At 72.7% G+C, this 20,115-nt stretch carries 19 protein-coding genes, 1 pseudogene and 1 riboswitch; of the genes and pseudogenes, 8 read left to right on the top strand and 12 right to left on the bottom strand.

Annotated features, from left to right (window positions below):
* Positions 1 to 105: 105 nt before the first annotated feature.
* Both AB0K43_RS22430 and AB0K43_RS22425 read right to left on the bottom strand, forming a co-directional pair.
* The gene (locus tag AB0K43_RS22430) at positions 106 to 306 is read right to left on the bottom strand and encodes a hypothetical protein (protein ID WP_363642404.1); all 201 of its coding nucleotides are present in this window, start codon (positions 304 to 306) and stop codon (positions 106 to 108) included.
* A 95-nt stretch (positions 307 to 401) separates the two neighbouring features.
* Positions 402 to 1,586 carry a transglycosylase family protein gene (locus tag AB0K43_RS22425; RefSeq protein WP_363642402.1) on the bottom strand — a complete coding sequence of 395 codons (1,185 nt, stop codon included), beginning with the start codon at positions 1,584 to 1,586 and terminating at the stop codon, positions 402 to 404.
* Between the two features lie 7 nt (positions 1,587 to 1,593).
* Positions 1,594 to 1,753, bottom strand: a riboswitch (cyclic di-AMP (ydaO/yuaA leader).
* Between the two features lie 635 nt (positions 1,754 to 2,388).
* Here AB0K43_RS22425 and AB0K43_RS22420 point away from each other — a divergent pair.
* Positions 2,389 to 4,194: a hypothetical protein gene (locus AB0K43_RS22420; protein ID WP_363642400.1), complete on the top strand. Its 1,806-nt coding sequence runs from the start codon at positions 2,389 to 2,391 to the stop codon at positions 4,192 to 4,194.
* A 141-nt stretch (positions 4,195 to 4,335) separates the two neighbouring features.
* On the opposite strand, the gene AB0K43_RS22415 is transcribed toward AB0K43_RS22420, so the two are convergent.
* On the bottom strand, positions 4,336 to 5,211 hold the full coding sequence (locus AB0K43_RS22415; protein ID WP_363642398.1) for a hypothetical protein: 876 nt from the start codon (positions 5,209 to 5,211) through the stop codon (positions 4,336 to 4,338).
* 419 nt (positions 5,212 to 5,630) lie between these two features.
* Here AB0K43_RS22415 and AB0K43_RS22410 point away from each other — a divergent pair, with 419 nt between their 5' ends.
* Positions 5,631 to 5,876 carry a DUF397 domain-containing protein gene (locus tag AB0K43_RS22410; RefSeq protein ID WP_363642396.1) on the top strand — a complete coding sequence of 82 codons (246 nt, stop codon included), beginning with the start codon at positions 5,631 to 5,633 and terminating at the stop codon, positions 5,874 to 5,876.
* A 179-nt stretch (positions 5,877 to 6,055) separates the two neighbouring features.
* Here AB0K43_RS22410 and AB0K43_RS22405 read toward each other — a convergent pair whose 3' ends face one another.
* Positions 6,056 to 6,562 (bottom strand): ATP-binding protein, encoded by a 507-nt coding sequence (locus AB0K43_RS22405; RefSeq protein ID WP_363642394.1) that lies wholly within the window; start codon positions 6,560 to 6,562, stop codon positions 6,056 to 6,058.
* 448 nt (positions 6,563 to 7,010) lie between these two features.
* Between AB0K43_RS22405 and AB0K43_RS22400 the strand changes: the two are divergent.
* Positions 7,011 to 7,846, top strand: a pseudogene (locus AB0K43_RS22400) (helix-turn-helix transcriptional regulator).
* Positions 7,847 to 7,889: 43 nt separating this feature from the next.
* Here the strand turns inward: AB0K43_RS22400 and AB0K43_RS22395 are convergent.
* Together AB0K43_RS22395 and AB0K43_RS22390 are read right to left on the bottom strand one after the other, a co-directional pair.
* A complete protein-coding gene (locus tag AB0K43_RS22395; protein WP_363642392.1) occupies positions 7,890 to 8,495 on the bottom strand; it encodes a helix-turn-helix domain-containing protein in 606 nt (201 codons plus the stop codon).
* A 203-nt stretch (positions 8,496 to 8,698) separates the two neighbouring features.
* The gene (locus AB0K43_RS22390; protein ID WP_363642390.1) at positions 8,699 to 10,237 is read right to left on the bottom strand and encodes an MFS transporter; all 1,539 of its coding nucleotides are present in this window, start codon (positions 10,235 to 10,237) and stop codon (positions 8,699 to 8,701) included.
* 86 nt (positions 10,238 to 10,323) lie between these two features.
* Here AB0K43_RS22390 and AB0K43_RS22385 point away from each other — a divergent pair, with 86 nt between their 5' ends.
* Positions 10,324 to 10,743: a MarR family transcriptional regulator gene (locus AB0K43_RS22385; protein WP_363642388.1), complete on the top strand. Its 420-nt coding sequence runs from the start codon at positions 10,324 to 10,326 to the stop codon at positions 10,741 to 10,743.
* Positions 10,744 to 10,840: 97 nt separating this feature from the next.
* Here AB0K43_RS22385 and AB0K43_RS22380 read toward each other — a convergent pair whose 3' ends face one another.
* The 3 genes from AB0K43_RS22380 to AB0K43_RS22370 form a co-directional block, all read right to left on the bottom strand.
* Positions 10,841 to 11,791, bottom strand: a complete 951-nt coding sequence (locus AB0K43_RS22380; protein WP_363642386.1) for a M56 family metallopeptidase — start codon at positions 11,789 to 11,791, stop codon at positions 10,841 to 10,843.
* A gap of 168 nt (positions 11,792 to 11,959) precedes the next feature.
* Positions 11,960 to 12,373 (bottom strand): hypothetical protein, encoded by a 414-nt coding sequence (locus AB0K43_RS22375; RefSeq protein WP_363642384.1) that lies wholly within the window; start codon positions 12,371 to 12,373, stop codon positions 11,960 to 11,962.
* A gap of 140 nt (positions 12,374 to 12,513) precedes the next feature.
* Entirely contained in the window at positions 12,514 to 13,098 is a 585-nt protein-coding gene (locus AB0K43_RS22370; RefSeq protein WP_363642382.1) for a DUF5134 domain-containing protein, read from the bottom strand.
* A gap of 160 nt (positions 13,099 to 13,258) precedes the next feature.
* Between AB0K43_RS22370 and AB0K43_RS22365 the strand changes: the two genes are divergently transcribed.
* Entirely contained in the window at positions 13,259 to 13,504 is a 246-nt protein-coding gene (locus tag AB0K43_RS22365; protein ID WP_363642380.1) for a hypothetical protein, read from the top strand.
* A gap of 53 nt (positions 13,505 to 13,557) precedes the next feature.
* Here AB0K43_RS22365 and AB0K43_RS22360 read toward each other — a convergent pair whose 3' ends face one another.
* The 3 genes from AB0K43_RS22360 to AB0K43_RS22350 are packed head-to-tail and all read right to left on the bottom strand — an operon-like array spanning position 13,558 to position 16,111.
* The gene (locus tag AB0K43_RS22360; protein ID WP_363642378.1) at positions 13,558 to 14,328 is read right to left on the bottom strand and encodes an amino acid ABC transporter ATP-binding protein; all 771 of its coding nucleotides are present in this window, start codon (positions 14,326 to 14,328) and stop codon (positions 13,558 to 13,560) included.
* Positions 14,325 to 15,209, bottom strand: coding sequence for an amino acid ABC transporter permease (locus AB0K43_RS22355; RefSeq protein WP_363642376.1), 885 nt, complete (start codon positions 15,207 to 15,209; stop codon positions 14,325 to 14,327). The genes AB0K43_RS22360 and AB0K43_RS22355 overlap by 4 nt, the downstream gene beginning before the upstream one ends.
* Positions 15,206 to 16,111, bottom strand: coding sequence for an ABC transporter substrate-binding protein (locus tag AB0K43_RS22350; RefSeq protein ID WP_363642374.1), 906 nt, complete (start codon positions 16,109 to 16,111; stop codon positions 15,206 to 15,208). The genes AB0K43_RS22355 and AB0K43_RS22350 overlap by 4 nt, the downstream gene beginning before the upstream one ends.
* 490 nt (positions 16,112 to 16,601) lie before the next feature.
* Between AB0K43_RS22350 and AB0K43_RS22345 the strand changes: the two genes are divergently transcribed.
* From AB0K43_RS22345 to AB0K43_RS22335, 3 genes are read left to right on the top strand one after another with little or no spacing between them, the layout of a single operon-like run.
* Entirely contained in the window at positions 16,602 to 18,002 is a 1,401-nt protein-coding gene (locus AB0K43_RS22345; protein ID WP_363642372.1) for a DUF6421 family protein, read from the top strand.
* Positions 17,999 to 18,748, top strand: a complete 750-nt coding sequence (locus tag AB0K43_RS22340; protein ID WP_363642370.1) for an SDR family NAD(P)-dependent oxidoreductase — start codon at positions 17,999 to 18,001, stop codon at positions 18,746 to 18,748. The genes AB0K43_RS22345 and AB0K43_RS22340 overlap by 4 nt, the downstream gene beginning before the upstream one ends.
* On the top strand, positions 18,745 to 19,818 hold the full coding sequence (locus AB0K43_RS22335; RefSeq protein WP_363642513.1) for a low specificity L-threonine aldolase: 1,074 nt from the start codon (positions 18,745 to 18,747) through the stop codon (positions 19,816 to 19,818). Before AB0K43_RS22340 ends, AB0K43_RS22335 begins: the two co-directional genes overlap by 4 nt.
* Positions 19,819 to 20,115: the final 297 nt, after the last annotated feature.

Genomic DNA, 20,115 nt, shown 5'->3' with positions numbered 1-20,115 from the left:
GACCTTCGCGCACGTCCGCCCGGCGGATGTGCGAACGGCCCCGGAGCGGGAAGCTCCGGGGCCGTTGCGCACGTACTCGGGGGTGAGGGCTCTCGGCCCTGGGCGTCAGCCCTCCTCGACGACCGGCCGGGGATGGTCGAGCCGCAGCTCGTCGGCCGCGTCGCCGGTCCGCGCCTCGGTGCGCCGGGTGCGGTCGAGGTAATCCCGGACGATCAGCTCGACCGCGTCCTGCGGGTTCCTGGTGCCGCACTGCAGCATCACCTCGATCGCCAGATCGGCATCGAGGGTGACGGTGACCTTCGCCATGACGGGCGCTCCTTGGTGGGTGGCTCGTCGCAGCTTAGGCCGCCGCCCCGGGAACCGGCCAGGCTTCCGGGGACGGCGGGTCCGTCAGCGGGCCGTCAGATCCGGCCCGCGAAGTCCGGGGCCCAGTCGGCGATGGTCTCGGTGCGCACGCCCGCGCTGGGGTTGGCGGCCTCGACGTACTTGCCGTCGCCGACGTACAGCGCGACGTGGTAGACGCCGGAGTTGCTGCCGTTGTTGGACCAGAACAGCAGGTCGCCCGGGAGCAGGCTGTCCAGCGAGACGCGGGTGGCGGTGTCCGCCTGGTCCGCGGCGACACGGGGGAGCGAGATGCCGGCCTGGCGGTAGGCCGCCTGGACCAGGCCCGAGCAGTCCCAGCCGCCGTCGCTGCTGCCGCCGTAGACGTAGGCCTGACCGACCTTGGAGAGCGCGAAGTTGACCGCCGCGGCCTTGGAACCGGTGGCCTGGGTGGCGGCGGCGGGCTTGGCCGCGGTGGTGGTGGCCGGGGCGGCCGGGGCGCTGGTGGCCGGCTTGGCGGCGGCCGGCGCGGCGACCTGGGCGTCGCCGCCCAGGGACAGGTGCTGGCCGGGGTAGATGTGGTCGGCGCCCTCGGTGAGGACCGACTTGTTCAGCTCGTAGAGCTTCTCCCAGCCGCCCTGGACGTGGTTCTCCTCGGCGATCTGGGACAGCCAGTCGCCGGCGACCACGGTGTAGTCGTGGGCGCCCTGGTGGCCGTTCCACTGGCGGTCGCCGGTCCAGTGCTTGCCGCTCCACTGCTGGGTGCTCTGCTGGCTGCTCTGCGGGGCGGCCGGCTGGGCGGCGGGCTTCGGAGCGGCGGCCGGCTTGGGGGCGGCGGCCGGCTTCGGGGCGCTCTGGGTGGTGGTGGCCGCGGCGCCGGTGTTCAGCTGCGGGGCCTCGCCGCCCTTGGTGAGGCCGGCCTGGACGGAGCACACCGGCCAGGCGCCGGGGCCCTGGGAGGCGAGCACCTTCTCGGCGACGGCGATCTGCTGGTCCTTGGTGGCCAGGTTGGCCTGCGAGGCGTAGGCGGTGCCACCGAAGGCGGCCCAGGTGCTGGAGGTGAACTGCAGGCCACCGTAGAAGCCGTTGCCGGTGTTGATGGCCCAGTTGCCGGAGGACTCGCACTGGGCGACCTTGTCCCAGGTGGCGACCGAGGCGGCGGAGGCCGAGCCGGCGGTCAGGCACGGGATGGTGAGGCCGATGCCGACGACGCCGGTGGTGGCGATGATGCGGCGGGCACGCTTGGAAGCGCTGATGGGCAGCATGAAGACGCGTTCCTCTCCCACGCCTACGAGGTGAGCTGTCGGATTCGGGCTGGAGTTGCCCGGCCGTGCGTGTGCACGGCTTCACCCCAAGCCCCGGACCGGCACTGACGTACCGCTCCCGGGCGACCTACCTGGTTCCCCCGCTCCTGCCATGGTGCGTTCTATGCGCTGCCAGCCCACCCGGCGGCAGGACTCGGCGTCCCGGGTGGCTGGGTCCGTGTGACCACGAACGTGGGAGGACATTAGGCAGAGATAAGTTGAAACCGCAAATATGTGTGATGGCCGTCACATCGCCCGCATCGATCCCTCAAGATCGATAAACCCCGTTCGCGCCGTTCATATTCGCTCGCTTTCGCGCAAAAGCCTTTATCGGATGGGGACTTGCCTATGCTTCAGTCGGCAGAGCCGGACCTGCGGCCTGGGGGAGGGGTAACCGATCATGGAGTTCGAGGAGAGACCGCCGGAGCCCGGCGACGGCGCCGGGCCGCAGTCGCCGCCGCGCCGGCCCCGCTCGCATCGGGCCGAACCGGACCATAAGGGACGTATCGCCCGGCGCAGGCTACTGATCTGGGGGGCCGTCGGAATCGTCGCGGCGGTCACCGGGGAGGAGGTCGTCCGGCAGGCCCCGGTCGGTTCCCGGCGCCCGGGGCCGGGCCGCACCTCGCCCGGTGCGACGCCCGGCGGCCACCAGCACGGCTCACCGCCCGCGCCGAGCAGTGCCGCGCCGCCGCCCTCGCAGCCGGCCCCGACGGTGCCCGAGGGTGGCCGCCACTGGTCCGACCCGGCGGGCTGGGGCGGAGCGGTGCCGGGGCCGAAGTCGGCGGTGCGGATCACCGACCAGGTGCTGCTCGACGCCGACGCGGCGGTGGGCTCGCTGCTGATCGAGCCGACCGGCTCGCTGGTCTTCGCCAAGGACCGCAGCCTCACCCTGAGCGCGGCCGGCAACATCGAGGTCCGCGGCAGCCTCAGCCTCGCCCCCGGGGACACGGTCGTGCACACCCTGAAGTTCCCGGGCGTGGACGAGAGCCGGTTCAAGGGCGGCGGGATGACCGTGATCGACACCGACACCGGGCTCTGGGTGAGCGGCGCCGGCTACCTGCGGCTGGACGGCTCGCCCCGGACGGCCTGGGTGCGGGCGGCCGGCGCGCTCAAGGCGGGCGACAGCAGCATCACGCTGGCCGCCGCGCCGACCGGCTGGCAGGTCGGTGACGAACTGGCCGTCACCCCGACCGCGCCCCCCGACGGCGAGGACTTCTCCACCCAGTACGACCTGCGCACGGTCCGTCAGGTCAAGGGCAGCACCGTGGTCCTTGACGGCCCGTTGAAGTACGCCCACCCGCGGGTCGCGGTCGGCGGCGGGGTCACCGTCGGCGCCGAGGTGCTCAACCTGACCCGCAACGTTCGGGTCGAGGGCACCGAGCAGGGCCGGGCCCACATCCACCTCACCAGCTCCCGCCACGCGGACGTGCGGCACGCCGCGCTGCGCTGGCTCGGCCCGCGGGCCAACGGCAAGGACCAGTGGAACGGAAAGCCCGTCACCGAGCCGGTGCTCGGGCGCTACGGGCTGCACTTCCACATGCTCGCCGACGCCAGCCGGGGCACCGTGGTGGAGGGCGTGGTGGTGCGCGACACGGGCAACCACGCCTTCGTCCCGCACATGAGCCACGGCGTCACCTTCCGCAGCTGCATCAGCCACAACACCTGGGAGGACGCCTACTGGTGGGACGGTCCGCAGGACACCCGTACCCCGCAGGGGCCGTCCGACGACATCCTCTACGACTCCTGCGTCGCCTCCCGGACGGTCTTCGAGCCCAACCCGCGCGGCTACCGGCTGACCGGGTTCAGCCTCGGCGCGGGCAGCGGCAGCAAGGCGAGCGGCTGCGTGGCGGTCGGCGTCCAGGGCGCCACCGGTGCCTCCGGGTACGAGTGGCCGGAGACCAGCGAGGGGGTCTGGACCTTCGAGCGGTGCCTGGCCCACAACAACCTGGAGAACGGCATCTTCGTCTGGCTCAACGCCCAGCACCACCACACCGTGGGCCAGTTCGTCGCCTACCACAACGGCGGCTGGGGCATCGAGCACGGCGCGTACCTGAACGACTTCGACTACACGGCGAGCGTCCTGTACGGCAACGCCGCCGGCGGGATCGCGGTGCACGCGCTGGGGCGGGACAAGGGGACGGTCTTCGACGGCCTGCTGATCGACGCCGCCGGGCAGTCCGACTTCGCCGTCGCCACGGCCAAGCACCAGCTGGCCGGGCAGCCGGTGACGATCAGCCGCTGCCGGCTGACCGGCTACCGCAAGGCCGGCATCGCCTTCCGGGCGACCTCCGACGGGCAGCCGGACTCCGTCGAGGTGCTGGACTGCTCGTTCAGCGGCAACGAGGTCTGGCTGGACCCGGAGTCGCCCACCCCTGAGCGGATCGTGCTGCGCAAGGCGGGCGAGAGCCAGGCCGTCCAGCTGACCAAACCGGACAAGGGCGGCGGCAGCTCGGCGCCGCAGTGGAACGCCTCGGTCGCCCCGGTCAGCGTGCCCGACGGCCCGCGTCAGCCGGTGACCCCGGCGCTGAAGCTGAGTGACATCGCGGCGCCCACCGGCCGGGTGGGCTGACCGGCGCCGCTCGGCCCACCGGGCTCCGGTGCCCGCGCGGCCCGCGGCAGGAACGGCTTCGGCCCCGGCCACCCGTCAGCGGGTGGCCGGGGCCGAAGCGTGACCGGGGCAGCCCGGGCCGAGGTACGTGCCTGGTCGGGCTCAGCCGGCGGGCTGCTCCTCGACGGGCTCCTCGACCGGCGCCGGGGGCGGCAGCTCGGCGAGGTAGATGCCGGCGATCAGCTGACCGACCGTCGGGTACGCGCCCAGCGGGGCGGCGCTCGGGCAGCCGGTCTCCTCGGCCGCGGTCGCCAGCAGCTCGGGGTCGGCCTCCGGGCCGATCACCAGCGGGGCGAGCGCGGGGCGCTGCGAGCCGGTGGCCCGCAGGTGGTCGACGGCGGCGGCCACCGAGCCCGGGACGTCCAGCGCGGCGGCCACCACCGGGACGGCCAGGCGGGCGGCCAGCAGCACGCCGGTGATGCCGGCGGCCGTGGCGGCCTCCTCACCGCCGACCACGGTCAGCACGATGCCGTCCGCGGCCGTGGTGATGGCGAACAGCCGGGCGCGGTCGGCGCGGGCCAGACCGGCCTCGGAGAGCCGCACGTGCACGGCCTCGGCCAGCAGCGGGTGCGGGCCGAGCGCGTCGGTGACGGCCGAACCGGCCTCGGCGGCCACCTGGTGCAGCTCGGCCAGCCGGCCGTGCGGACCGGTCAGCAGCGGCACCACGACCGGCGCCGGGTAGCCCGCGGAGGTGGCCTGCGCGAGCAGCTCGGCCACCGTCACGGCGTCCTCGGTGCCCTCGCTGACGCTCAGGTAGGCGGCGGCGGCCTCGATGCCGGGCTGCTCGCCGCGCACGATCGAGAGCAGCTCGTCCACCACGGGACGGGACTCCGGACCGGCCGCGGCGGGCACCGCGAGCACCAGGGCCGGGGAGCCGACCGGGATCTCCGGGCGCTCAGGACGACGGTGGCGCCCCCGCGCACGGGAGCCTGGCGTACGGACGGGCAGTGGCGCGCCCGGGATCGCTGCGGTGCTCATGGCGGAGATCGTAGGACATTCGGCCGGTTCCCCTGCAGTCGGATCCCAGGAGTGGGTGAAACCGTGCTGGACAAGTCGCGCATTTCCGGCCAAACCATCCCCCATTCCATGTCGGGCCACGGACACTTCGGTGGATCCACCGTGATGCGGCTCACACTGGCCGGAGGTGACTGCCCGTGAGCTGCGCGGCTCCGATCGAAGATCGACACGGTGCTCGGCGGGGTGTACGGACGGTCATCGGGTCGGTCGTGGTTCGCTGCGGTTTGTCCGGTTCCGTACCGTCAGCAGCCTTGGTGGAACCGTTCTGTAGCCCCACTCGTGTCGTGCATCAGCACGGTCGGCATCCCGTGCTGATGCACGTGCAGCCGGGCTATCATCACGTCAGGTGAGGACATCGCCGGTCAATCGGGGAGATTTCAATGGGTGAAGCTTTCAACGGCATGGCGGCTGCGGACCTCGACGGCGTGGTCTGGCAGAAGAGCCGGCACAGTAACTCCCAGGGCAATTGCGTGGAGTTCGCGGCTCTCCCCGGTGGAGAGGTCGCGATGCGGAACTCGCGCTTCCCGGACGGCCCGGCGCTGGTCTACACCCGGGCCGAGATCACGGCGATGCTGCTCGGTGTGAAGGACGGGGAGTTCGACCACCTCGCCGCGGGGGCGAACTGACGCCCCGCCGAACCAGGGACGAGAAAGGGCCGTCGTGGGCGTAGTCGCCACGGCGGCCTCGGTGTTCTCCGGGTCGGGCGCGCGCAGGGCCGCGGATGGAAGGAGAGAGGGTGCGGGTGCCAGGGGCGCGCGCACGAGGGGGCTCGGGCGCGCGGGCGACGGCCCGCGCCGGGCCGGGCTCAGGCCGATCGGCGGTGGCGCCCGGCGACGGGCGCCTCGGGAGCCGCCTCGAACAGTGCCCAGACCACCTTGCCCGCGCCGGCCAGCGGGTGCCAGCCCCAGGAGCGGCTGAAGGAGTCCACCAGGTGCAGTCCGCGACCGGACTCGGCGACGAAGTCGGCCTCCCTGGCCACCGGCCCGGTGCTGCTCGGGTCGCTGACCGCGCACACCACCTGGGGTGAGCGGTGCACCAGGCTTATTCGGATCGGCAGCGCGGCGTCGGGAGCCTGCCGCGGCCCCGGCTGGGCCGGCAGGCGGGCGGGCTCGGCCGCCCCGAGGGCGTGCCGGAGCGCGTTGGTCACCAGCTCCGAGGCGACCAGCGAGACATCGTCGAAGAGCTCCCCCAGGCCCCATCCCTGCAGCGTCGATCTGGCGAACTCGCGCGCGGTTCTGACGGCTTCGAAGCGGGGAGCGAGGGTACAGCTGACCACGTGGGGGTCGGTCGCCAGCGCCGTTCCGGTGCTCATGAAGAGCTCCTCCCATAAGGGGGCCGACACGGCTGGACCCGCCGGGGTCATGCCGGTCACCTCCGACTCGCTCGGCCGCGCGGCCGCTGCGCCCGACGACCTCTCGCGCGCACGCGAATCCGGCTGCGCGAACTGCGCTGCCGGGTACGGCGTGCGGTTCGCGCATGAGGTCGAGGCGGAGCCCGCGGAATTGCCAGGGGTGTGCAGGTGCACGTGCACCATGGTCCTCTGCGCTCACTGCAGATGCAAGAGTCGATTCACGTGCAGTCGGAGGATTGGCATATGCAAGCGCCGAATGCACGTGCAAGATGGTGGGTGTGATGCAGAACTGGTAGATCGTTGCACCAGTACCGGCACCGAGAGCGCTCAACTGATGGCAGACTGTGCGCTGTTTGCCCGAGGTGGAGGTTTCGACCGCATGACCACAGTTCAGCCCGGTGGTGGTTCGATGGTGCGCCGGATCCTCCTCGGCTCCAGCTCCGCCGCCTTCGCGAAGGACGCGCCATCACCCGCGAGGACGCCGGCTACGCCATCCGCGCCTCCGAGTCCAAGATCAGCCGGATGGAGCTGGGCCGGGTGAGCTTCAAGGAGCGCGACGTCGCCGACCTGCTCAGCCTCTACGGCGTCAACGACGGCACCGAGCGCGAGGCACTGCTCGGCCTGGTCCGCGAGGCCAACAAGTCCGGCTGGTGGCACAGCTTCACCGATGTGCTGCCCAACTGGTTCCAGACCTACATCGGTCTGGAGGAGGCCGCGGCGCTGATCCGCACCTACGAGGTGCAGTTCATCCCCGGTCTGCTCCAGTGCGAGGAGTACGCCCGCGCGATCTTCGGTCAGAGCCGCCCCGCGCTCGCCGAGGAGGAGATCGAGCGCCGGGTCAGCCTGCGGATGCGGCGCCAGAGCCTGCTGACCGAGAACCAGGGGCCCAAGCTCTGGGCGGTCATCGACGAGGCGGCGCTGCGGCGTCCGGTCGGTGGGCCCAAGGTGATGCGCGCCCAGGTCCAGCATCTGATCGACATGTCCGAGCACGGCAACGTGGTCGTCCAGGTGATGCCGTTCCGGTTCGGCGCGCACGCCGGCGAGAGCGGCGCCTTCTCCATCCTGCGCTTCCCCGAGCAGGACCTGGCGGACGTGGTCTATCTGGAGCAGCTCACCAGCGCGCTCTACCTGGACAAGCGGGACGACGTCGACGCCTACATCCAGGTGATGGAGCGGCTCTGCGTGGACAGCCTGACCCCGGGCCAGACCGTCGACCTGCTCGCCGGCATCCTCAAGGACCGCTGAGACCCGGCCGACCGGCCGGCGTCGTACCGGCGCCGGTGCCCGGTCAGGCCCGTACCGACGGCTGCGGCCGGTCGGGCGCCTGCGGCTGCGGCGGCACCCCCAGCTCCCAGGCCAACCCGTAGCGCGCGAACAGGTCGGCCCGGATCGGGGCCAACGGGACGGCGGCCCCCGGCAGCAGCACCCCGATGCAGGCACCCATCAGCGCGCTGCGCAGCACGGCGTGCTCGGCGACCGGGTCCGGTGCGCCCCAGTCACGGAGCAACTCACGGATGATCCCGCCGAGTTGCTGCTGCTCCGGATCCTGGACGAAGGCGCCGGAGTCCGGCTCCAGGATGAGCGCCAGGTGCGACCGCATGACCAGCGGGTGTTCCAGGGCGACCTGGAGCACCGCGTCGATGGCACGGGCCAGCCGGGCGTCCGGCGAGGCGCCGGGCCGCAGCCCGGACAGGGCCGCGGCCAGCTCCAGGTGCATCAGCCGATGGGTCGCCGCCTGCATCAGCAGCCGTTTGCCGTCGAAGTAGTAGGAGACCAGGCCGCGGGCGAGGCCCGCCCGCTCCGCGATGTCGCCCAGCGTGGTCCGGCCGTATCCGTGCTGGTCGACCAGCTCGACGGTGGCCTTGAGGATGCGTCGACGCGAGCGCCGGCGCATCTCCTCATTGACCGATTCCCCGCGAGGTGCCATCGTGTCAGCTCCGAACGTTCATTGGCTCCCGGCCAATATACTGGCCGGGTCACCCGCCGACGAGGGATCCGGGTACGTCCGGACACCACCCCGGGGCGGTACGCCGAAGTGCCGGCTCCACCAACACGGGGGTTTGGTGGAGCCGGCACCAGGGCCGTTCGTTCGACGGTTCAGAGCTCGGACAGCTCCTTGCGCCCCGCGCCCGCCTCGGCCGCGGTGCCCGCCTCGACTCCGGCGGCCGGCCCGTAGCGGTAGTCCGGCACCGAGGCCGCGGGCCTGGCCCGCCGCTCCACCGCCGCACCGATCAGGGTGACCAGCAGGCCGAGCGCCGCGATCCCGGTCACCAGCAGCAACGCCGGGCGGTATCCGTCGAGTTGGGCCTGCGGGCTGTCACCGCCCGCGCTGCCCGCGGTGATCACGGCGGTGGTGATCGCCAGCACGATCGCGCTGCCGACCTGGAAGGCCGTGTTGACCAGCCCCGAGGCGAGACCCTGCTCCTCGTCCGCGACCCCGCTGGTGGCGTTGATGTTGACGGAGGGGAAGGCGAGCGCGAACCCGATGCCCAGCAGCACCATGCTCGGCAGCACCAGGGTCACGAAGCCGCTGTGCTCGCCGAGGCGCAGGAAGCTCGCGTAGCCGGCGGTCAGTGCCAGCACCCCGATCGGCAGCAGCCGGCCGGTGCCGAACCGGTCGATGATCGCTCCCATCCGGGTCGCCGACAGGGCGACCAGCGCGCCGGCCGGCAGCAGGCCGAAGGCCATCTCCAGGGCCGACCAGCCGAGCAGCCGCTGCAGGTAGAGCGTGGTGATGAACTGGAAGCCCGCGTAGGAGCCGAACAGCGTGAAAGCGGTCAGGTTGGCCCGGGCCACACCGCCGTTGCGGAAGATGCCGAGCCGCACCAGCGGGTGCGCGGTGCGCGACTCGATCAGCAGGAAGGCGGTGGTCAGCGCGGCCACCACGGCGAGCGAGCCGAGGGTGCGCAGGCTGGCCCAGCCCGCGCCCTGGGCCTCGGTCAGGGTGAAGACCAGCAGCAGCAGGGCCCCGGTGCCGGTGACGGCGCCGGCCACGTCGTACCCGCCCTTCGCGCGCTCGGGCGCGGCCTGGCGGGGCAGCAGCCGGATCGCGAACGCCAGCGCGAGCAGGGCGACCGGCACGGGCATCAGGAAGGTCCAGCGCCAGCCGGCCGAGGTGAGCAGCCCGCTCAGCACCAGGCCGAGCGAGAAGCCGCTCGCACCGCAGGTGGTGTAGATGCTGAGGGCGCGGTTGCGGGCCGGGCCCTCGGCGAAGGTGGTGGTGATGATGGACAGGCCGGCCGGAGCGGTGAACGCGGCGCTGACCCCCTTGAGGAAGCGGGCGGCGATCAGCAGCGCGCCGTCGTCGACCAGGCCGCCGAGCAGCGAGGCGCCGGCGAAGACGGCCAGCGCGACCAGGAACACGCGCCGGCGGCCGAGCAGGTCGGCCGCGCGGCCGCCGAGCAGCAGCAGGCCGCCGTAGCCGAGGACGTAGCCGCTGACCACCCACTGGAGGGTGGAGGTGGAGAGGTGCAGGTCCGCCCCGATGGACGGCAGGGCGACACCGACCATCGAGACGTCGAGGGCGTCGAGGAACATCGCGGCGCACAGGACGACCAGCGTGCCCGACAGGCGTGGGCTCCACTGGGTGTCCGGACGGCCGCCGGCGGCGGCGAGGGCGGGATCGGCTGAGGTCATGGCAGGAGACTACATGCACATGCATTGAGTGCAAGCGCATTTAATGAGGCTGCAATAAGTTACCGTGCACGTGGTAGGGTGCGAGGGTGACTGAACTCGACACGCCCCCAGACCCGGCCCTGGTCGCCGAGTGGCGCGCCCTGCTGGCCCGCCACGCGGCGGCCGCCTGCGCGCTGGACCGGGAGCTGGGGGAGCGGTACGACCTCGGCATGAGCGAGTTCGAGGTGCTGGAGCGGCTCTGGGAGGACGAGCAGGCCCCCCGGGAGGCGGGGCTCCGGGTCCAGGACCTGGCCTGCACCGTGCACCTCAGCCAGAGCGCGCTCTCCCGGCTGATCGGCCGGCTGGAGAAGGCCGGCCTGGTGGAGCGGGCGATCTGCCAGGTCGACCGCCGCGGCATCTACGTCGCCCTCACCGAGGATGGCCGCACCCGCTACCGGGAGGCCAGGCCGCTGCACCGCGAGATCCTCGCCCGCACCCTCACGGACGGCGGCGCCGGGCGCGGCTGACGGCCGGCCCGGCGCGACCGGCCCCCGGCGCGACCGGCCCCCGGCGCGACCGGCCGCCTGCGCGACCTACGCGCCCGGTCGGTCGGGCGCGGGCGGCTCAGAGCAGTGCGGACAGCCCCGGCCAGGCGGCCAGCAGGACGGCGGCGGCCGGCGCCGCCAGCGCCGCCAGGGTGAGCCGCAGCCGGTGCGCCTTGCGCAGCCTCGGCTCGCCCGCGAGCAGCCGGTCGACCCGGCGCGGCGACTGGGCGAGCTGCTGCGGGGTGCATGAACCGAACACCCCCCGGCCGGAGTTGAGCTCGACCAGGGCGAGCGCCGTGGTCAGCCGGCCGTGCCGGCGGGCCGCCCGGTCGTCGGCCGCCAACTCGACCAACTCGCCGACCTGGTCGCGGAAGGCACTGAACACCCCGACCCCGGGGAAGCCGTCGGCGAGGGCCTGCGCGCACTGCGACAGCCAGTGGTGCCTGGCCCGGACGTGGCCGCGCTCATGGCTCAGCACCGCCGCCAGCTCCCGCTGACTCAGCTGCTGAAGGGCGCCGGTGGTGACCACCAGCCGGGCCGCCGAGCCGGGCAGCGACCAGGCCTGGGCCCGGGCGTCCTCCAGCACCACCAGCCGCTCCCTGGCCCGCTCGGCCGCGCCCAGCCCGGGCGGCAGCTCCGGGGCGGAGCGGCTGAGCCGGTCGTGCTGGTGGTCGCGCAGCGCCCGGGCCGCCCGGACCTCGCGGACCAGGGAGACCGCCGTCCACAGCCCGCCGGCGGCGAGCAGCGCGGCCCAGAGCCGGCCCCAACCCGCCGCGTCCGCCAGGCCGTACGCCGCCTCGACCCCGTGCGGCGCACCCGTGAACACCAGCGCCCGCAGCTCCGGCAGCGCGGCGGCGCAGGCCAGCAGCAGGCTCAGCACGCAGCACAGCAGCACCGCGACCACCAGGCACTGCCAGACGCACAGCGCCAGCACGGGTTCTCGCTCGGCCCAGCGGGCCCGGGCCAGTCGGCCGGGGGCCACGGTGGCGAGCAGCACTCCGAGCAGCAACAGGCTGAGCAGGGCCGTCATGGCAGATGCTCCCCCCGGGGAGGACGGGCGCGCGGCGGTGCGCACCCCCAACCTATGCGCCCGGCGGGCGTCTTGGGGCGGGCAACCGGCAGCAGTGACCAAGACCACGCCGCATCCGCACCCGGGCAGCCCGTCGTGTCGACCGCCCGGGCTCCCGCGGCGTTCGCCCTAGACCGCAGGTCCGAGCACGGGATCGAGCTCGGCCAGGATGTCCTGCAGCCGACGAGCCCCGGAGCGCACGCGGTCGCCGGTCTCCCATGACAACTCCGCGCACAGCTCCAGCGCGTCGTCCCGGTCGTCGGAGAAGATGCTGAAGACGTCCCGCACCGCGGTCTCGATCCAGTCGGCGTGATTGTCATCGGCGACGGCCGGTGCGGATGCCACCGGTGCCAGCCCGGTCCGGTCCTTCCGACGGAGCACGGCTTCGGCGGTCACCCGGGTGACGAAGGTGTCGCCCGGGTCGAGCACGAGCTCCAGCAACGCCTGGAACGCCTCCGGCAGCTCGGCGAAGGCTGCCAGGCCGTGACCGGCATCCGCCCGGTCACGGTGGTCGTGGCTCCGCCCGAGCTCACCGAGCGCCATGACCGCCGCACCTCGCGGGTCACCGTCCACCTGCTGGTCCCCCTTGGTCGATTTCGGCCACCGTACCGGCGGGGCACCACCGGGTGGTCGCCGGGACGAAGTCGGACCGGAGGCCCGGTCGCCGGCCGCGCAGGCAGCTGTCACATCGTCAGCAGCATCGCGAACATCCCGATCCCCATCGCCACCCGGCAGGCCCGGCCGAGACCGCCCAGGACCGCGGCCGGACCGGCGGCCGCCACCAGCCCGGCGACCGCTCCCGTGCGGGCGGGGGCGGAGAGCAGCCGGCTGCCGCTCCACAGCGAGTAGGCGCCGAAGTAGACCAGCAGGGCCCCGGTCACCGGCGGCAGCCCGGCGGCCATGTGGTGTGCGTGGGCCGCCCCGGCCGGCATCGCCAGGGCCATGTACGCCATGGCGAGCGCCCCGACCCCGTGGTGCAGCCGGTGTGCGCGCGGGCCGGACGAGCCGACCCGGCCCAGGGCGCCCAGCAGCATGGCCCCGGCCAGCACGGTGAACAGCCAGCCCCAGACCGGGCCCGGCAGCAGCGCCATGCCGGCCATGCCCAGCGCCATCAGTGCCTCGGCGGTGTCGGACTCGCGGTCCGCCGGACCGCTCGCCGCCCCCGCGCAACCGCGGCCGGCGCCGGTGCGTAGCCGCAGTGCGCAGAGCGCCGCGGCGCCCGCCGACAGGGCGGCCACCAGCCAGGTGACCACGGCCGGGCCGTGCATGGGCGCCCCCTCGACCTGCGTGCAGACGGGTTCAGGGTCCACGGTCGCCGAGCGGGGACCTGCCCGGGCAGGGCGCGTACGGGGCGCACGGGGGCTTGCCCGCCGAAAGGCCCATCCGCTGTGCGAGGGTGGGCGGGAGACGGACGACAGGGGGGATCGAATGGGGACAGCGGGGCACGACGGCTGGGTTCTGTGGATCACCACCGTGGTGATGGTGGTCTCGGGCGCGGCACTGGCACTGAACACGGGAGGCGTGGCGGAGAAGTGCTTCCGGCTCGCCAGTCGCTCCTGGCGCCCGTTCGGCGGCGCCACCCCGGGCACGCTCCGGCGGATCGGCGTCGGCTGGGCCCTGCTCGGCGCGCTGCCGGTGCTGGCGGAGCTGGTCCGGGCGCGCGCCGGCGGCTGACCGCCGGCGCCCGCCCCGCGCTGGGCGTTCGGCCCGCCCCGGCGCCCGGTTGCTCAGCCCGGCGCGCTGTACCGCCCCGCGCCGGTGGTCCGCCGCAGGAACCGGCGGGTGCGCTCCTGCTGCGGATCGCCGAAGAGCTGCGCCGGTGGCCCCTGTTCGAGCACCACGCCGGCGTCCAGGAAGCAGACCTGGTCCGCCACCTCGCGGGCGAAGTGCATCTCATGGGTGGAGATCACCATGGTCATGCCCTGCTCCTTGAGGTCCCGGACCACCGACAGGACCTCGCCGACCAGCTCGGGGTCGAGCGCCGCCGTGATCTCGTCCAGCAGCAGCAGTCGGGGCCCGGTGGCCAGGGCCCGGACGATCGCCACCCGTTGCTGCTGGCCGCCGGAGAGCCGATCGGGGTACTCCCCGGCGCGCGCCGCCAGCCCGAGCCGGTCGAGCAGTTCGAGCGCCCGGGCCTCGGCCTCGGCCCGCGGGACCCGGTGCACCCGGCGCGGTGCGAGGGTGACGTTCTGGAGCACCGTCAGGTGCGGGAAGAGGTTGTAGGACTGGAAGACCACGCCGATCCGGCGCCGTACCGCGTCCTGGTCGGCCCGCGGGTCGGTGATCTCCTCGCCGTCCAGGAAGACCGCGCCGTCGTCGATCTCCTCCAGCAGGTTGGCGCAGCGGATCAAGGTGGACTTGCCGGAGCCGGAGGCCCCGATCAGCGCCGTCACCGAGTGCGCCGGGACGGTCAGGTCGACGTCCCGCAGCACCGGCCGGCCGCCGAAGGCCTTGCGCACGGACTCCAGCCGCAACACCGGGGTGGCCTGCGCCGTCATACCGCACCTCCCTGCTGCTCGCGCCCGCTCATCCGGGCGCTCACCCAGTCGGTGAGCCTGGTCAGCGGGATGGTGAGGGCGACGAAGACCAGCGCCGCGACCAGATAGGGCGTGTAGTTGAAGGTCCGGCCCGTGATGATCTTGGCCGCGTAGACCGCGTCGATGACCCCGCCGATCGACACCAGACCGCTGTCCTTCTGCAGCGACACCAGCTGGTTCAGCAGCGGCGGCACCACCCGGCGCACGGCCTGCGGCAGCACCACGTACCGCATCGCCTGGGCGTTGCTCAGACCGAGCGAGCGGGCCGCGGCACGCTGGCTCGGATGGACCGCCTGGATGCCGGCGCGGAACACTTCCGAGACGTACGCAGAGTAGGTGAGCACCAGGGCCGCGCCGCCCAGCAGCAGCGGATCGGCGGTGACCCCGGTGAGCCGCAGCGCCGGCACCCCGGTGATCAGGATCAGCAGGCAGATGATCAGGGGCAGGCCGAGGAAGAAGTCCACGTACGCGGTCGCCAGCAGCCGCACCGGCAGCAGCACCGGACCGCGCAGTGTCCGCAGGATCGCCAGCAGCAGCCCGAACACCACGATCAGCGCCCCGCAGACCAGCGTCAGCTCCAGGTTGACCCACAGGCCCTCCAGCACCTTCGGCAGCGCCTCGCGGGCCCGGTCGAGGTCGAGGAAGGTCTCCTTGGTGCGCTGCCAGCCCGGCGAGTTGACCACCAGCAGGCCCAGCGCCAGCGCCGTGCCGGCGGTGCTCACGGTGGCCACCAGCGCCGCCCGCCGCGAGCGCCGCCGGCGGTACGCCTCCCGGGCGAGCCGCCGCGGGGACGGCCGGTAGCCGTCCTCGGTGGGCGGTGCCGGTTCGACCAGGCTGCTCACTTCAGGACCGGCGCGGCGACCGCGTCCGACAGCCACTGCTTCTCCAGCGCCGCCAGCGTGCCGTCCGCGCGCAGCGCCTCGACGGCCCGGCCGACGCAGCCGGTCAGGGCGCTGCCCTTGTCCAGCACCAGCCCGAACTCCTCCGGGTCGGCGCCGGTGCCCTCCAGTTGCCCGACCACCTGGGCGTCCGGCACCTCGGCGCCGGTGACGTAGAACGCGGTGGGCAGGTCCAGCACCAGGGCGTCGATCTGGCCGTTCTTCAGCGCGCTCTTCGCCAGGTCGTTGCTGTCGAAGACGGCCGGCTGCACCGACGGCTTGATCTGGTCGGTCACGGCCGCCAGGCTGGTGGTGCCGACCTGCGCGCCCAGCTTGGCGCCCCGGAGGTCCGCCAGGCTGCGGGCCGAGGCGAACCTGGAGCCCTTCAGCGCCACCACGGTCTGGCGCACCTGGTAGTAGCCGGGGGAGAAGTCGACCGCCTGCCGGCGCTCCTCGCTCACCGACACCTGGTTGATGTCGAGGTCGAAGTCCTTGGCGCCGGGCGCGAAGGCCTTGTTGAACGGGCTGACCACCCAGCTCACCTTCTCCTTCGGGTACCCGAGCCGGTCCGCCACGGCGTAGGCCACCGCGGCCTCGTACCCCTTGCCGTTGGACGGGTCGTCCCCGGAGAACCACGGCTCGTACGCCGGCTTGTCGGTGCCGATGGTCAGCGTGCCGGCCTTCCTGGTCGCGAGGGCCCCCTTCTCGCAGGACCCGGCCGAGCCGCTCGCGGTCGCGGCGCCGGAGGTCGCCGCGTCCTGCGGCGCGCAGCCGGCCAGCACCGGGGCGGCCGCCACCACGGCGGCCAGCAGCAGTGCGGCACGCACCGCGGGCCGGCCGGCGGACAGGGCAGGGAGGGAGGTCATGGCAGGACTCCAGAGGTGAGGAGGGGAGCGGGACGTCTCCGGCGCCGCCGGCACGGGTGGGACCGGGCGGGGCGACCGGGTGGTGTGCGGACCCCGGCGGGCATTCCGGGAACGATCGTGCCCACCACGCGCACGGCGGACACCGCGTGGTCAGCGGTGGCGGGGCTGCGGGACTCGGGGCATGGTCGGCGTACGACGGCACCCGCGCGGCGCCCCGGGATCGTCAGGAGCGACAGCCGCAGCCGGCGCTCGGACGACAGGAAGGCACCGGGAGGGGGTCGAGGTGGCGTACCGCCACCGAATTCACCGCCGGGAGCATGCCCGGAGACTGGCACCCCGCCCGGGCCGGTGTCCAGAACGTCCAGACAACCGTCCACATCGCGGACTGTTGCCCGGATCGCACGGAGTACCCCCCGACCCCCCTTGAACAGGAGAACCTTTCGTATCTATGGTGGTCATGTCGAAATACTCCTGTCGAAGTGAGTCTCCAATGCAGAATCTTTCGCCGAAGCTCGCGGTAGCGGGCGACCCCGCCGCCACCGGCCCGGCCGGTCACCCGGCCTGGCTTCGCCTCAAGGACGCTGTCGAGACGCTTCGACCGCTCCAGTCCAAGGACGGCTCGATCGACCTGGCCGCCGTCCAGCGGCACAGCGTCGACCCGCTGATCGAGAGCGTCAGAGCCGCTGTCGCCGAGCTCGCCCCGCTCTTCCCGCACGACGCCGAGTACCTCGCCGCCGTGCAGGCGGACCTCGGCAAGTGGGCCGACACCGGCTACCGCGAGCCCGACTTCCTCGACTCGCTGCTCGCCTTCCAGCCCGCCGAGCAGCGTGTCGACGGCCTCGACCACCTCGTGGTCTTCCCGATGTACACCCAGAACGGCAACCCGAACCGCAACCTCGAGGCCGTCCTGCTCAAGGTCGTCTGGCCGGACTGGCTGGCCGAGCTGGAGCGCAGCCGCTTCGACAACCCGATGTTCGTGCCGATCACCTTCACCGACTTCACGGCCGGCTACGACACCAACTCCGCGGTGCTCTTCCCGGAGACCGTGGCCGTGCGCAAGGCCCCCGAGCGCTTCACCTGGGGCGGCATCTTCTGCGACCGCGAGGCCGCCCGCTTCCGAGCCGTGACCACCAGCGCCGTCGACCTGCTCGGCCTGGAGATCCCGGCCGACGCCTCCGGCCTGCTCGCCGACCAGGGCCGCGCCCAGCAGACCTTCGTCCTGTGGGACCTGGTGCACGACCGCACCCACAGCCACGGCGACCTGCCGTTCGACCCCTTCATGATCAAGCAGCGCAGCCCATTCTGGATGTACGGCCTGGAGGAGCTCCGCTGCGACCTGACCGCCTTCAAGGAGGCCGTCAAGCTGGAGGGCGAGGGCTACGACCAGGGCCGCGACGTCCAGTACGCGATCCTCTTCGACCGGATGTTCCGCTTCCCGGTCAGCGGTGACCGGGTGCGCAACTACGACGGCATGGGCGGCCAGCTGCTCTTCGCGTACCTGCACAAGCACGACGCCCTGCGCTGGCGCGACAACCGCCTGAGCATCGACTGGGCCCGCGTCGCCGAGGTCACCAACCAGCTCTGCGCCGAGATCGAGACCCTCTACCGCGACGGCATCGACCGGCCGAAGACCGCGCACTGGATCGCCGCCTACCAGCTGGTCTCCCGGTACCTCACCCCGCACCCCGCGTCCACCTGGGCCAAGGGCCCCGAGGCGCTGCCGCTCGACCTCACCGACGGCAAGGCCCTGAACAAGGCCCTGTGCGACGCCGTCCACCCGGACGAGTTCCCGCTGAGCATGTTCTACGAGGCCCTGTCCAAGAAGCTCAGCGGCGTCATCGCCGCCACCACCGGCATCACCGGTGCCGGCATCGAGGGAGTCGCCGCGTGAGCACCCCCCGTCTCGAAGGCAAGGTCATCGCGGTCGCCGGAGCCAGCGGCCCGGCCGGCCAGGCCACCATGCGCCGTCTCGCGGCCGAGGGCGCGACCGTGATCGGCGCCGACATCGACCAGCGCCGGCTGGACACCGCGGTCGACGCGGTCCGCACCGCCGTTCCCGGCGCCAGGATCACCGGCCAGATCATCGACCTCCTCGACCCGCAGGAGGTCCACGACTGGGCCGACCACCTGGAGGCCGAGCACGGCCACGTCGACGGCCTGTTCCACCTGGTCGGCGGCTGGCGCGGGAGCAAGTCCTTCTTCGAGAGCCGCATAGACGACTGGGACTTCCTGCACGACACCGTCGTCCGCACCCTCCAGCACACCTCGCTGGCCTTCCAGCCCGCGCTGCTGCGCAGCGGGTCCGGCCGGTTCGCGATGATCGGCGCCGCGGCCGCGCACAAGCCCACCGCCGGTGGCGCCGCGTACGCCGCCGCCAAGGCCGCCACCGAGGCGTGGACCCTTGCCATGGCGAACTCCTTCGTGAAGGAGACCACCAGCGAGGACGGCGAGCCCACCGCGGCGGCTGCGATCCTGGTGATCAAGGCCCTGGTCTCCCCGGAGATGCGGGCCGAGAAGCCGGACGCCAAGTTCGCCGGCTTCACCGACACCGCCGACCTGGCCGAGCACCTGGCGGGCCTCTGGGACCGCCCCGCAGCAGAACTGAACGGACAGCACCTGTGGCTGACAGCCCGATGACCGACCCGCACACCGACGCCGTACGCCACCACGACCCCTCCGTCCGGGGCTTCGCCAGCGACAACTACGCCGGCGTCCACCCCGAGATCCTGGCCGCATTCGCGGTGGCCAACGGGGGTCACCAGATCGCGTACGGCGAGGACCAGTACACCGAGCACCTCCAGCAGGTCTTCCGCAGGCACTTCGGCGACCGGGCCGAGGCCTTCCCGGTCTTCAACGGCACCGGGGCCAACGTGGTCGCCCTCCAGGCGCTGCTGCCGCGCTGGGGCGCGGTCGTGGCCGCGGAGAGCGCGCACATCAACGTGGACGAGTGCGGGGCGCCGGAGAAGATCGCCGGCATCAAGGTGCTCACCGTCCCCACCCCGGACGGCAAGCTCACCCCCGAGCTGATCGACCTCCAGGCCTGGGGCTGGGGCGACGAGCACCGCGCCCAGCCGCTCGCCGTCTCCCTCGCGCAGTCGACCGAGCTCGGCACGGTCTACACCGCCGAGGAGATCAAGGCGATCTGCGACCACGCCCACGAGCGCGGCATGCTGGTCCACCTCGACGGCTCCCGCCTGGCCAACGCGGCCGCCTCGCAGGGCCTGCCGCTGCGCGCGTTCACCACGGACGCCGGCGTGGACGTGCTCTCCTACGGCGGCACCAAGAACGGCCTGCTGTTCGGTGAGGCCGTGGTGGTGCTCAACCCCGAGCGGGTCCGGGACCTCAAGTTCCTGCGCAAGATGTCGATGCAGCTCGCCTCGAAGATGCGCTTCGTCTCGGTCCAGTTCGAGGCGCTGCTGGCCGGCGACCTGTGGCTGCGCAACGCCGGCCACGCCAACGCGATGGCCCGGCGCCTGGAGCAGGCCGTCCGGGAGATAGACGGCGTCACCGTGGTGCGCCCCGTCGAGTCCAACGCGGTCTTCGCGATCCTGCCGCGCGAGGTCAGCGAGCGCCTGCAGAAGCGTTACCGCTTCTACTTCTGGGACGAGCACACCGGCGAGGTCCGCTGGATGACGGCGTTCGACACCACCGAGGCCGACATCGACGCCTTCGTCGCGGCGCTGATCGAGGAGCTGGGCCGGGCCTGAGCCCGGTTTGACGCGGGGCAGCCCGGAGCGTAATGTTCTCCGGGTTGCCCCGCTGCCGTTCGGATTCAGAGATGAATTCGAATGGGAGCCCGGGAAAACGGCCCGAGAAACTCTGCTAGAGTTCGGGAGCGCCGAAAGGCCCAAGCAAAATCCGATCGAATGAAACTCCGGTAAAACGGGGCGGAAAACATCTGATAAGCTTGAAACACGAAAGAACGAAGCGCCCGGAGAGTTCACGAGAGTGGCTCGAAGGAAGTGTCCGTTCCTTGAGAACTCAACAGCGTGCCAAAAGTCAAC

This window comes from Kitasatospora sp. NPDC049258 (assembly GCF_040678895.1).
Classification (GTDB): domain Bacteria; phylum Actinomycetota; class Actinomycetes; order Streptomycetales; family Streptomycetaceae; genus Kitasatospora.
This window is presented reverse-complemented; position numbering and strand designations above follow the sequence as displayed.